General features: G+C 37.1%; 10 protein-coding genes and 1 rRNA gene. 8 read left to right on the plus strand and 3 right to left on the minus strand.

Annotated elements, in window-relative coordinates; genetic code table 11:
• Nucleotides 1–304 precede the first annotated feature (304 nt).
• Nucleotides 305–4,744, minus strand: a complete 4,440-nt coding sequence (locus BM350_RS21490; protein ID WP_090916983.1) for a glutamate synthase-related protein — start codon at nucleotides 4,742–4,744, stop codon at nucleotides 305–307.
• 289 nt (nucleotides 4,745–5,033) lie between these two features.
• Complete coding sequence (locus BM350_RS21495; protein ID WP_090916985.1) at nucleotides 5,034–6,323, minus strand: glutamate-1-semialdehyde 2,1-aminomutase; 1,290 nt, start codon at nucleotides 6,321–6,323, stop codon at nucleotides 5,034–5,036.
• Between the two features lie 366 nt (nucleotides 6,324–6,689).
• On the opposite strand from BM350_RS21495, the gene BM350_RS21500 reads away from it, so the two are divergent.
• From BM350_RS21500 to BM350_RS21530, 7 genes are all read left to right on the plus strand, one after another.
• Nucleotides 6,690–7,703 (plus strand): ABC transporter ATP-binding protein, encoded by a 1,014-nt coding sequence (locus tag BM350_RS21500; protein ID WP_090916987.1) that lies wholly within the window; start codon nucleotides 6,690–6,692, stop codon nucleotides 7,701–7,703.
• Nucleotides 7,696–8,487 (plus strand): ABC transporter permease, encoded by a 792-nt coding sequence (locus BM350_RS21505; RefSeq protein WP_090916989.1) that lies wholly within the window; start codon nucleotides 7,696–7,698, stop codon nucleotides 8,485–8,487. Before BM350_RS21500 ends, BM350_RS21505 begins: the two co-directional genes overlap by 8 nt.
• A gap of 7 nt (nucleotides 8,488–8,494) precedes the next feature.
• Complete coding sequence (locus BM350_RS21510; protein WP_090916991.1) at nucleotides 8,495–9,280, plus strand: ABC transporter permease; 786 nt, start codon at nucleotides 8,495–8,497, stop codon at nucleotides 9,278–9,280.
• Between the two features lie 81 nt (nucleotides 9,281–9,361).
• The gene (locus tag BM350_RS21515; RefSeq protein ID WP_090916993.1) at nucleotides 9,362–9,766 is read left to right on the plus strand and encodes a potassium channel family protein; all 405 of its coding nucleotides are present in this window, start codon (nucleotides 9,362–9,364) and stop codon (nucleotides 9,764–9,766) included.
• 46 nt (nucleotides 9,767–9,812) lie between these two features.
• Nucleotides 9,813–10,277 carry a thioredoxin-dependent thiol peroxidase gene (gene bcp / locus BM350_RS21520; protein ID WP_090916995.1) on the plus strand — a complete coding sequence of 155 codons (465 nt, stop codon included), beginning with the start codon at nucleotides 9,813–9,815 and terminating at the stop codon, nucleotides 10,275–10,277.
• 461 nt (nucleotides 10,278–10,738) lie between these two features.
• Entirely contained in the window at nucleotides 10,739–11,164 is a 426-nt protein-coding gene (perR, locus tag BM350_RS21525) for a peroxide-responsive transcriptional repressor PerR (RefSeq protein WP_170857749.1), read from the plus strand.
• A gap of 175 nt (nucleotides 11,165–11,339) precedes the next feature.
• Nucleotides 11,340–11,855, plus strand: a complete 516-nt coding sequence (locus tag BM350_RS21530; RefSeq protein ID WP_090916999.1) for a hypothetical protein — start codon at nucleotides 11,340–11,342, stop codon at nucleotides 11,853–11,855.
• 138 nt (nucleotides 11,856–11,993) lie between these two features.
• Here the strand turns inward: BM350_RS21530 and BM350_RS21535 are convergent, their stop codons facing one another.
• Nucleotides 11,994–12,350: a YgzB family protein gene (locus BM350_RS21535; RefSeq protein WP_090917001.1), complete on the minus strand. Its 357-nt coding sequence runs from the start codon at nucleotides 12,348–12,350 to the stop codon at nucleotides 11,994–11,996.
• Between the two features lie 346 nt (nucleotides 12,351–12,696).
• On the opposite strand from BM350_RS21535, the gene BM350_RS21540 reads away from it, so the two are divergent.
• Nucleotides 12,697–12,927: ribosomal RNA gene (locus tag BM350_RS21540) — 16S ribosomal RNA — on the plus strand; the annotation flags it as partial.

Raw genomic sequence — 12,927 nt, forward strand, 5'->3', positions numbered from 1 at the left:
TTTGTTATAGAGTACTATGAGAATCAAAAGGCGTCAATGAAAAAACTGTTATCCCGCTATTCGTGGGCAGTAATATTCCCACCTCAAAATTCAGCGAAAGCATTGTCCAGCTTCAGTGGCTAGAATGTTCGGTGGCTTCGCTTCTTCCTACGAGGAAAACCCCCCCCTCTACGTCAGAAGCTCCATCCCCCTCACATTCTGAACGAGCCACTTCCGCTTTTCTTAAGAAGTTAGGTGGGAGATAAACTACTGGCATGCGCCCGATTGGTGAGGGCTGATTAAAGTTTCACTTTATTCTTTTGGTTTACTCTGTTGAAACAGATGGATCGGCTTGCTCTTTTGTTGGAATTACTTCGAAGAAATGAGAATTTAGATTGGTTAACAAAGGTGAGAGAAGAGCGACTTCTTCGTATTGTTCATGTTCATTTAATATACGAAGATAGTCTAATAATAGCTCTTTCACATCAGATTCTCCTATTTTGCTGAGTGGACGAATAGTAACATTCGCTCCTTTTGCAATTCGTCGTCTTAATGATTGTTCTGTTAATCCAAAATCAGGAAGATGACGCAAGTATACAACTCCACCTGTCATTCCGGCACAAATCCACGGTCCAGGGTCACCGAGGACGAGCGCGCGGCCGTTTGTCATATACTCAAAAGCAAATCCTTTTATATTAGCGTGAACACCGATATTTCCATGTTCTTCTTTCGGAAGTGGTTTTGTCATTTTTCCACCAATAATCATATCAGCTCCTGATAGACGAATCCCTGCTCTAGCGTCAGCGTTTCCTTGTATATATAATGCGCCTTTTTGTGCTCCGTATCCGAATCCCTTTCCAACAGAACCGTTATAGTATTTACCATCTTTTCCTTTTGTTTTTGTAATGTAAATACCACCGCCAAAAGCTGTTTTTCCAATGCCATCTTGTGCGCCGCCGTTGACGTGAATGAAGAGATTTTCACTATTATAGGCGCCTAGACCATTTCCGGGAACAGATCCATTTGTGTATTTTAATGTGACGGGATCTAATACACGATTTTCATATAGTTTACTGCGAATACGGTAGCAAGATTCCATGCCGCCCATAACACGTTGATCGACGCCGACATGAATAAGTTCTTTAGATGCAATGGAATAATGAGCCTTGCTACATTCTTGATGCGCTGTTGTTTGCACGGCATTGTATGTTACATCTTCTAATGTTTGTAATAAGTAATGTAAATTTAGTAAATGCTGGCCGTGTGTTTGTTCCAATAAATCAGAACGACCGACAATTTCTTGTAAGTTGATATGGCCAAGCTGTCCCGTTAATCGTTTTAGTTCTGTTCCGAAAGCTGTGAATAAATGTAACAATCCTTCTACAGCACTTTCGAAATTTCGTGGTACGAAGCGGCGCAGGCCATGTTCTTTCGCTTGTGCTTCTGATTCGATTTGCGTTGCAATCCCGACATGACAAGTATCTAAATGACAGCCGCGGCATGTCGTACAACCGATCGCAATCATAGAAAGTGTACCGAAGCCAATGCGGTTTGCACCAAGAAGCATAATTTTTAATGCATCTGCAGCGCTGCGGATGCCGCCGTCAGCCCAAATTTCTACACGCTCTCTCATCCCAGCTTCTAACAGCGCATTATGAGCAGCTTTTACACCAATTTCAACAGGAAGACCAACGTGCTGCAGGGCATGAATACGTGCGGCACCTGTCCCGCCATCGAAACCGCTAATGTTAATAAAGTCAGCACCAGCTTTAGCGATACCTACTGCAATGGTTCCAATATTAGGGACAACAGGAACTTTAACAGCTACTTTCGCGTGTTGGTTGGCAGTTTTAATTTCAGTAATGATTTGGGCTAAATCTTCAATTGAATAAATGTCATGGTTATTGGAAGGAGAGATTAAATCCGAACCAATTGTTGCATTTCGCGCTTCTGCAATTTTTGCTGTTACTTTTGCCCCCGGTAAATGTCCGCCTTCTCCTGGTTTTGCTCCTTGCCCAATTTTAATTTCAATTAAGTTAGATGAATTGAGGAGTTCAGCGTTGACACCAAAACGTCCTGATGCAATCTGTTGCCCGCGTGTATGTGGATATTTACCGATCATATCTTTAATTTCGCCGCCTTCACCGTTTAAACTAATCATATTTAATCGATCAGCGGCTTCGGCATATGCACGGAAGGCAATTTCATTTTGTGAGCCAAATGACATCGAACTAATAATAAATGGTAGACTATGATTTTTTACTGCAATTGAGACTTTTTCAATTGGTGTTTTATGATTTGTTTCTTTTATTTTTATAAGGTGACGAATTGCTGTTGGATTTTTTTCTTCTAATTCATCCAGTTTTTCACGGTAGTCATCGTATGCATTTCCCTTGGAAATATCTCCAATCGCTTTCCAAATGCGCGGGAATAGATGAAATGTTTTTCGTATGTTTGCTTTTTCATTTGTATAATCGATTGCCCGGACTTTTGCATCTTCTGCTAGTGCTTGTAGCGAAAAAGCCAACCTACTAGATCCAAGGAAATTCGTAATATCCAATATCTGTGCAATTTCTTCGTGTAGACCAATGGAAGAGAAGAGGCGACCATAGCCGCGTAATTCATGAATTCCAAGTGTTGAAATCACTTTTTCAATTCCTTTATTCAATGCGTTATATAAATTGAGAAGAGGCGTTTCTGTTCCATCGTTTACTGTTGCAAATGTAAGGTATGGATTGATAACATCTGCTCCTAAACCATATAAAGTTACAATGTCGTGTAAAGAGCGAAGTGCTCCCGAACGTACGGCAATTGCACAATTACGGCGGAGTTTATGCTTCACGAGCTCTTGATGAACTTTGGCTGTAATTAAGTGCGGATCAATCCATAACTGATTGTTTTGATGAGCTTTTGCATCATCAATGATAAGAAGTGATGTACCTTTTTTTATTGCTGCTACAGCTTCTGCCCCAAGGCGATTCAGTGCCGCACCTAAAGTTTCATCTTCTGTAAACGTTCCAGATACTTTATAAACCGTGCTGTGTAGAGCAAATAGCCGTATGAGTTGTTCATAAGATACTGTGTCTAGATGCCCTGCAGCTTGTTGCCCCAATGTGCCTTCTAAGATAATAGGGCTTGGAAGTTCTACAATGAATGGTTGTTCGTTTGTTGTATACAGAGTTGGTCGTTTCCCTACAATTGTACGCGTCGAAAAATGCTCTACTTCCCGATCGCGATCAATTGCAGGATTTGTTACAACAGCAACGCTTTCCTTTATAAAATCAGCAATATTTTGTCTTCCTGTATCGAGTGCTGCAAGGGGGGCGTCATGCCCGAGGGAACGAATTGGTTCAGCGCCTTTTTCAGCCATTTGTTCGAGAAGCTGAATATGTTCTCGGTCCCAGCCAAAAGCCGCGTATTGCTCTGTTTTTACTTCTGTAATTGAAACAAGGTTATCTAATTCATCTGTTGGCGGAACATGTAGGTGATAGCGATAGTCGGTAAATTCAATGCGTTGTTTCATACGTGCATATACTTCTTTTTGGTATGCATCGTATTCGTATAAAATAAGATCGCCCTTCGCGTTTCGCTTTAGGCCTACTTTTTCCCCTGGAGCAAGTGATTTTGGTTCTGCCATGTATTCAGCCGGAGAAATAACACCTGGTTCAGAGGAAAAAATATAAGAGCTTTCCGTTTCTACTTTCCAAACGGGGCGTAAACCAAGGGAGTCGACGCTAAAAACAGCTTCATCTTTATGTCGTGAAATAATTCCAGCCGGTCCTTGAGCAAAATGCCCCCATGCTTCACGTATATACGTATATAAGTCTTGCATATGCGGCTTGTATAATTTAATTTCATTAATAATTGGTGGAAATAATATATCCATTGCTTCGAATAAACTATAGTTGTAATGGGTGAGAAGTGTTTCTAGCGTACGATTTAAGTCTTGAGAGTCGCTGCCTTCAATTGCAAGGGGCACATCAATCATTTCAGCTTGATCTCGCAGCTTAGCAATAGTATTAATTTCTCCATTATGTCCAAGGATGCTAAATGGTTGAACACGAAAAAAATTAGATAATGTATTAGTAGAATAGCGGTTATGTCCAAGAGTCATTGTAGATGCAATAAGTGGATGACGCAGGTCAGCGTAATATGATACAAGTGTATCCCCAGCTCCGAGTACCTTATAAACAACATAATCAGGACTAAATGACGCAACATGAATTGCTTCATTTTTTTCGATTTCTATCGTTAGCGAGAATAGTAATTGATCAATCTGTTCATGTTGATTTTTTGGAATAACAGCAATTTGCCAAAATAGCGGTTCTTTTTGTTTACCAAGAGGTCCAAGGGCATTAGAGTTAGTTACAGCGCTAGTTTCAAATATAATCATTAAATTTTCTCTCTGTAGTAAGGAACGGATATCATTTTGTAAGGCATGTGTGTCTTGTTTTTGATGTAGAAAAAAATGTCCAACGATAAAGTGAGGATGGTTCACTAATGTTGGGTTATAACCATATTTAGTTAATTTTTCTTCCCAAAGTTCTTTAGGAAGATCGATATGAATTCCGATTCCATCGCCTTCGTTATTAATAAATCCAGCACGGTGATTCATTTTTACAAGAGATTGTATACAAAGATCGATGTTTTCTTTCGTTGGAATATTTTGTTTTTCCATTACGGAAACGATTCCACATGCATCATGTTCTGCATTTGCATAATTTTGAAATGAAGACGGTGTCCATTTATTTGTTGTACCCGGCATCCGTCAATCCCCCCTTTTCTTTGAATGCTGAATAATCTGAATATTCAAGGTGTACAACACCTTGTATTAAACATAATAAAGTGAAACTTCCAACAGTGAGGGGTTCTTCATCCACACTGTTGATTAGTTGAACCAATTTGTATCTGAAATTAAAACAGATAATTATGAATAATTATACTATTGATGTGTGATTTATGAAATAGTAAAAATAAAAAAACAGAGTGTCACCTCTGTTTTTTTATTTTATTCCTATTAAAAGGATAGTGTATTTTGTTGTTTATGGAAAATTTTATTTTAAAGCAGCGAATGCTCTGCCAACAGCTTCAATTGTGTATTCAATGTCTTCTTTTGTATGTTCTGTAGTTAAGAACCATGCTTCATATTTAGATGGTGCTAAGTTAATTCCTTCGTGAAGCATGAGTTTGAAGAACTTACCAAACGTTTCACCATCTGTATTTTGTGCAGCATCGTAGTCTTCGATCTTATCTTTTGTAAAGTATACTGTTAAAGCACCTTTTAGGCGATTTACTGTAATATCAATGTTATGTGCAGTTGCTTGTTCTAGAATACCTTTTTCAAGCATTTCTCCAAGTTCATCTAGTTTTTCATATACTCCTTCTTGCTTAAGTACCTCTAAGCATGCGATACCAGCAGCCATAGAAGCTGGGTTTCCGGCCATTGTACCTGCTTGATACGCAGGACCGAGCGGCGCAACTTGCTCCATAATTTCTTTTTTCCCGCCGTAAGCACCAATTGGAAGGCCACCGCCGATTATTTTGCCAAGTGCAGTTAAGTCTGGTGTTACTCCAAGTAAATCTTGAGCGCCGCCATACATAAAGCGGAAAGCTGTAATAACCTCATCATAAATAACTAACGCACCTGCTGCATGAACAAGTTCATTCACTTTTTCAAGGAAGCCTGGTTTTGGCTCAACAATACCGAAGTTTCCAACGATTGGCTCTACAAGAATTGCGGCAACTTCATGTCCCCATTTATCTAAAGCTTCTTTTAATGTATCTACATTATTAAAAGGAACTGTAATCACTTCTTGGGCAATGCTTTGTGGTACACCAGCAGAATCAGGAGTACCAAGTGTAGAAGGACCAGAGCCTGCTGCTACAAGAACTAAGTCCGAATGTCCATGGTAGCAACCCGCAAATTTCATGATTTTTGTGCGTCCTGTATAAGCGCGAGCAACGCGGATTGTTGTCATAACAGCTTCTGTTCCTGAGTTTACAAAACGTACTTTATCCATCGCGGGTATAGCTTCTTTTAGCATTTTTGCAAATTTTACTTCTAAAGCTGTTGGTGTTCCGTATAATACACCATTTTCGGCAGCGACTTTAATCGCTTCTGTTACATGTGGATGAGCATGACCTGTAATAATTGGTCCGTATGCTGCTAAATAATCGATATATTTGTTGCCGTCCACGTCCCAAAAGTAAGCACCTTGACCGCGCTCCATTGCAACTGGTGAACCGCCGCCAACTGCTTTATAAGAGCGAGAAGGACTGTTTACACCACCAACGATATGTTCTAAAGCATCTTTATGTAGTTCTTCTGACTTTGTGAACTTCATGAAAATTCATCTCCTTACAAAAATCTATGTATTATTTTAACACGTTTTTGGAAAAGACGTATTGTTTGTACAAGTTGCTACTGTTGGGTAAACTATTCGTTGTGCTAAAGAGAAACTTTCACTATCGAATTGATGATTATATAAAAAACCTTTCTTTTTAGAGGAGGACGAGAGCATCTGGCTGTGCATAGAAGCGGTCAGGTTCTTTTTCTGCCACATGCCTGGTTTAAAACAAAGGGATCAAGCGAGTGGGAGTCATGTTGCATTGCTATATAGCAATGATTTATATGTCGAAAAATATATAGTTAGGCGTATAACAAGGAAAGATATTGTTTACTAGAGTGGAAGATAGAAAGGAGAATCGTAATGGAGACGGTTATTGAAGTAAAAGATTTACGAAAAGAATTTATATCGTATTCAAGCCGCTCAGGATTAAAAGGAGCGTTTCGAGATTTATTAAATCGTAATTATAAAATTGTGCCAGCAGTAAATGATATTTCGTTTACTGTAAAGCAAGGAGAGATGGTTGGATATATTGGAGAAAATGGCGCTGGTAAATCCACTACCATTAAAATGCTAACAGGTATTTTGACACCGACTGCTGGACAAATTACTGTGAATGGCATGAATCCTCACAAACAAAGGGAAGAGTTTGTGAAAACAATTGGTGTTGTGTTTGGTCAACGCTCGCAGCTTTGGTGGGATATTGCTGTGCAAGAATCATTTCGTTTGTTAAAAAAAGTATATGATGTATCTGATGCAGAGTATAAAGAACATATGGAGCATGTAATTGAAACATTAGATATTGGTCCTTTATTGGATAAACCAGTTCGGAAGTTATCGCTCGGACAACGGATGCGCTGTGAACTAGCGGCAGCTTTAACTCATAATCCGCCGCTATTGTTTTTAGATGAACCGACAATCGGTCTTGATGTCCTCGTTAAACTAAAAATCCGTGATTTTCTCAAAGAGATGAATGAACGATACAAAACAACAATTTTATTAACGACGCATGACATTACAGATATTGAAGCACTTTGTGATCGTGTTGTCATGTTAGATGAAGGAAAAATAATGTATGACGGATCTTTAGACAAGCTTCGTTCGCAATGGGGATCAGAAAAAGAAATTCATTTTCAATTTGTAACCTCTGTTTCTTATCAGCAACTTGCGATGTTAATGCCTGATAATGATGTAGTTTGGTCACAAGGAAAAGAACAAAATACATGGATTGCTAAGATCCCAAATGAAGAAGTCATGATTTCAACTCTTATATCAAAAGTTGTGCAATCTTTTGCAATTAAAGACTTAAAAATTAATGAAGTTTCTACAGAAGAAATCATTCGTAATATTTATGAAGAGGGCATGATTCATGGGTAAGTATATTGAAATGATTCGCGTTCGGTTTTTAATGATGCTTGCGTATCGAACAAATTATTATAGCGGTATTATTATTTATACAATTAATATCGGAGCATATTATTTTTTATGGCAAGCCATTTATAGCGGAAAAGAAAATATTGAAAGTTTATCGGTTACACAAATGACGACATACATTGCAATTGCCTGGATGGCCCGTGCATTTTATTTTAATAATATTGATCGGGAGATTGCGATGGAAATTAAGGAAGGACGGGTTGCAGTTGAATTAATTCGTCCATATAACTATTTAGGTATGAAAGTAATGCAAGGATTAGGAGAAGGGATTTTTCGATTTGCTTTCTTCTCTATCCCAGGTATGGTCATCGTTACATTGTTATTCTCACTGCAAATTACAACAAATTTCCAAACGTGGTTGTACTTTTTCCTATCATTATTATTTAGTTTTATCATCAATACACAAATTAATTTAATGACAGGAATGTTAACGTTTTTCTTATTTAATAATAATGGAATTATGTATGCAAAACGCGTTGTTATTGACTTGTTTTCAGGGTTATTACTTCCGATTAGCTTCTATCCGCTATGGGCGCAAAAAGTAATGACGTTTTTGCCGTTTCAAGCGATTAGTTATATTCCTAGTATGATTTTCTCAGAAGGAATGCAAGGTGAGGCGATTTATAAAGCTTTACTATTTCAAATCATATGGGCAGTGCTTCTCATTATTCCAATTGTTATGATGTGGAAAACAGCGAGAAAACGGCTGATTGTGCAAGGGGGATGATGAAGTCATGTTATATTTTAATTTGTTTTTACAATATGCAAGTCAATATATAAAAACGAAGTTAGAATATCGCGGGGATTTTATTGTTGGTTTGCTATCTGATTTATTGTTACAAGCAGTAAACTTAATTTTTATCCTTGTTGTATTTGGACATACGCAAGCACTAAAAGGATGGAACAGGGAAGAAGTTATCTTTATTTATGGTTTTTTCTTGGTTCCGTTTGCGATTTTCTCTTCGTTCTTTAATATATGGGATTTTAATGATCGTTATATTGTAAAAGGGGAAATGGACCGAATTTTAACACGTCCTATTCATAGTTTGTTTCAAGTGATCTTAGAACGAATGGAATTGGAATCGCTTCTTGGTGCAATAACCGGTTTTGGCGTAATGGGATATGCTGCACTGCAGCTTCAATTAACATTTCATTGGTATGATTTCTTTCTATTTATATTGATGGTAATAGGCGGTGCACTCGTGTATGGTGGGATCTTCGTAACACTTGCAAGCATTGGCTTTTGGTCAGATGCAAGAAGTTCTATTATGCCGCTCATGTATAACATCGGAAACTACGGACGTTATCCTGTTAATATTTATAATCGCGTGATTCGTTTTGTTTTAACGTTTGTATTACCGTTTGCTTTTGTTGGTGTGTATCCGGCATCTTACTTTTTAGGAAAAACTGAATGGAACTCCTATGCATTTATAACACCGATTGTTGGGATTATTTGTTTTTCAATCGGGTTTTCCATTTGGAATTTAGGGGTAAAGCGATATCGCGGTGCTGGAAATTAATCTATTTCATCTTTAGACTAAGAGGGTTCATATGGGATAAATCATCTTTTGTCCTCATACAAATAAAATGAGGTGGAGGACATGTTGTGGGTGATTATTTTATTGATTGCTGCGATTGCTGTATTACGAAGTATACAATTGCTATGGAGTTCGGCAGGAGAATCAAACCGTTTTTTCTCTGTGTATAATCTGATTTCGTTATTTCTTATTTATACAACGGTGCTAATTGCATTTGCGCTTAGTTATGTTGTTTTAGAAGAAAGTGGATTTTCGGTATTAGAAGAAGACGGGAAATTAGTAATGAATCATTCATTCGCTCTTGTAGAAATATGTTTATATTTTAGTGCAATTACATTGTTATCAGTTGGATATGGTGATGTAACGCCGATTGGAATTGGCCGTTGGATTGCCATTATAGAAGCGTTGATTGGATATACGATGCCATTTGCATTTGTTGTGCGGACAGTTATGGAAAATGAAAAATGATAGGATATTTGATATAGTGGAAGCAAAATAGAAGGAGTGATTGTATATGGTTACAGTAGGGCAAATGGCACCGGATTTCACATTAGAAGCAAGCAATGGAGAACAAGTGAAATTATCTGATTTTCGAGGAAAACACGTTGTCATTTATTTTTATCCAAAAGATATGACACCAGGATGTACGACTGAAGCGTGTGATTTTCGTGATCATCATGTAGCCTTTGGAGAGTTAGATTGTGTAATTTTAGGAATAAGTACGGACTCTTTACAGCGACACGAAAAATTTATCGAAAAATATAATTTGCCATTTTTGCTGTTAGCTGATGAAGATCATACAGTTGCAGAAATGTATGATGTGTGGAAGCTTAAGAAAAACTTTGGAAAAGAGTACATGGGAATTGAAAGATCAACATTTATAGTTGATAAAGAAGGACAGTTAGTGAAAGAATGGAGAAAAGTTAAAGTTAAGGGGCATGTAGAAGAAGCGCTGGAATTTGTTAAAGAAAATTTATAATGGGCCTGTAAATGCTAAAGTAAACGAGACAGTAGGTACAAATAGAAATTTACGCAGAATAAAATAATTAATGAAATATTACAAGGCATATGACTATACACTTTTGGGAATTTTTCATATGTTAACAGTGTAGGGCATACCTCCTCAGATGATAGTTTTTCATGTGCGAGTTTTTCTCGCACTTTTTTCGTGTAAGTGTATAAAAAGAAGCAGGATCATCTAAAAATAAAGTGAAACTTTATTCTTTAATTAATCTTTTTTCTTTTTGGATATCTTTGAAGTGGGAGGTGGCTGCTGCTGGCCCCCACATTAACTATGTTTACACCGTTTATTAAATTTGAAATAAGTTAAAGAATAAAATACATAGTTATAGTAGAAATGTTGACGAGTGGAAGGAAAAGGAGTACACTCTTTATAAGAATTATAAAATAATAATCCGTATAGAATCGGGGTGCATGACGGTGGTCAAAGAAGAATTAAAAGAAGCGCTGGAAATGTTGAAAAATACGGGTGTACGCATTACTCCACAGCGTCATGCTATTTTAGAGTACCTTGTGGAATCTATGATGCATCCAACAGCGGATGAGATTTATAAAGCATTAGAAGGTAAGTTTCCAAATATGAGTGTTGCGACAGTTTATAATAACTTACGCGTATTTAAAGAAGTAGGGCTTGTAAAAGAGCTTACCTATGGTGATGCCTCTAGCAGATTTGATTACGTTACAAGTCAACATTATCACGTGATTTGCGAAAAATGTGGCAAAATTGTTGATTTTCCGTATGCAGATCTAGAGGAGATTGAGAACGAAGCCGCGAAAGCAACGGGTTTTGTAATCAATAGTCACCGTTTAGAAATTTACGGTGTTTGTCAAGATTGTAATAAGTAAGATTGATTAAGGAGCTGACGTTTCAAGTCAGCTCTTTTTTTTATAGAAGGTTCTGTTAAAGACTGCTGTTGATTTTTTTGTTAAGCTAACGATGTGGTTTAATACAATAAAAAAGAATTAATAAATTTTTATTTAAATGAAGATATAATGCGATTAACAGTAACGGGGGGCGATTATGGATGAACGAAAGGCACGTTTAAAACAAAAGTTAAAAATAGCTAAACAAAAGAGCCAGAGATATAAATTAATGAGTTTACTAACCAAAGATATGTCAACTGTTATAGAAAAAAGTGATGTAATTACATCTCCGGAATTAGAAGAAATCCTTAATAAGGTTCACGAGAAATGGAACTTTGAATTACATAAATGGGATTTTGTAATTAATTATAGTAATTTCAGAAAGGAATTTAGTTGGGAACAAGAGGTTATTCATTATGTGGAAGGGATAGATATTGAAGAAAACCTAGTTTATTTATTTTTGGGGATAGATGACAGTCCAATATTTCTTGTTAACGGAAAATGGGCGATAAAGAACTTTAGTATTCTATGGCAATGTATTAACAATGATGATATATGGATTGTTAGTCAAGATTTTAGCTATGGTGTTCTAGTTTTTCGCTATGGAGGATATTTGGAACACGACCCCAATCCAAAAGAAATTTTTTATGCAATTACTAAATGGGATGATTAATTAAAAGGCTACTTCAACTAAAGCGTCGGTTAGTTGAAGTAGAAATCAGAAAAGGGCTGAATCGATCCTTTTCCTTTTCATCAGATATCAACATTATCATTTAATAAAGCCTTATAGAAAATAAATGTAGGCTTTCCGTTACATTTTGTAACCCTTTCGATTGTATTTTTCATCGAATTCTTTTCCTTCTAACCTTCGATCAAGTGTGAGCGGTTGGTTACAATGCATACAAGCATCAACTCGTCCAAGTATTTTTGTTGGTTTGTTACAAGACGGACAAACAACTTGAACGGTTTTTGTTGATAGCATACCAATCCAAAAATAAACAACAGTACTAGCGATGACGGAGAAAAACCCGACCATCATAAAAATTGTCATAACAAGAATGTTTTCTCGAAAAAAAACGCCTAAGTATGCAATGAAAAGTCCAATAAATACTAAACTTAATGCAAAAGTTCTAATCTTATTGATTTTATTTGAGTATTTAATGCTCATCTCTTTCACCTTCCTATAATGATAATATAACATAGAATTCTGAATTTTTGGATGATTGAAGGTGTCTAGGCCTTTTTTTATGTATTTTGAGGTGTTTAATTAGGATGTGAAATTTTTTATAAAAGGTATTGACCATCTATAAGGAGCATGCTATATTAATAAACGTCGCTGCTGCACAAGAGCAGAAAGCGAAATGAAAAAGAAGTGAAAAACAGTGTTGACATCAAAAAATAAAGATGTTAACATGAGGAAGTCGCAATTGAGCGGCGGATAAGTTCTTTGAAAACTGAACGAAACAAACAACGTGAAACGTCAATTTTTATTTATGATGCTAGACAAACTAACTTTATTGGAGAGTTTGATCCTGGCTCAGGATGAACGCTGGCGGCGTGCCTAATACATGCAAGTCGAGCGAACCGATTAAGAGCTTGCTCTTAAGAAGTTAGCGGCGGACGGGTGAGTAACACGTAGGTAACCTGCCTATAAGACTGGGATAACTCCGGGAAACCGGGGCTAATACCGGATAACATTTTGCACCGCATGGTGCAAAATTGAAAGGCGGCTTCGGCTGTCACTT

The sequence above is a fragment of the Bacillus sp. 103mf genome, assembly GCF_900116295.1.
Classification (GTDB): domain Bacteria; phylum Bacillota; class Bacilli; order Bacillales; family Bacillaceae_G; genus Bacillus_A; species Bacillus_A bruguierae.

Bases quoted from the DNA above. Each gene is read 5' to 3' on its own strand.
- BM350_RS21505 (WP_090916989.1), top strand. From the start codon at position 7,696: ATGGGTAAGTATATTGAAATGATTCGCGTTCGGTTTTTAATGATGCTT.
- BM350_RS21500 (WP_090916987.1), top strand. From the start codon at position 6,690: ATGGAGACGGTTATTGAAGTAAAAGATTTACGAAAAGAATTTATATCG.
- BM350_RS21490 (WP_090916983.1), bottom strand. From the start codon at position 4,744: ATGCCGGGTACAACAAATAAATGGACACCGTCTTCATTTCAAAATTAT.
- bcp (WP_090916995.1), top strand. From the start codon at position 9,813: ATGGTTACAGTAGGGCAAATGGCACCGGATTTCACATTAGAAGCAAGC.
- BM350_RS21535 (WP_090917001.1), bottom strand. From the start codon at position 12,350: ATGAGCATTAAATACTCAAATAAAATCAATAAGATTAGAACTTTTGCA.
- BM350_RS21495 (WP_090916985.1), bottom strand. From the start codon at position 6,323: ATGAAGTTCACAAAGTCAGAAGAACTACATAAAGATGCTTTAGAACAT.
- BM350_RS21530 (WP_090916999.1), top strand. From the start codon at position 11,340: ATGGATGAACGAAAGGCACGTTTAAAACAAAAGTTAAAAATAGCTAAA.
- BM350_RS21515 (WP_090916993.1), top strand. From the start codon at position 9,362: ATGTTGTGGGTGATTATTTTATTGATTGCTGCGATTGCTGTATTACGA.
- BM350_RS21510 (WP_090916991.1), top strand. From the start codon at position 8,495: ATGTTATATTTTAATTTGTTTTTACAATATGCAAGTCAATATATAAAA.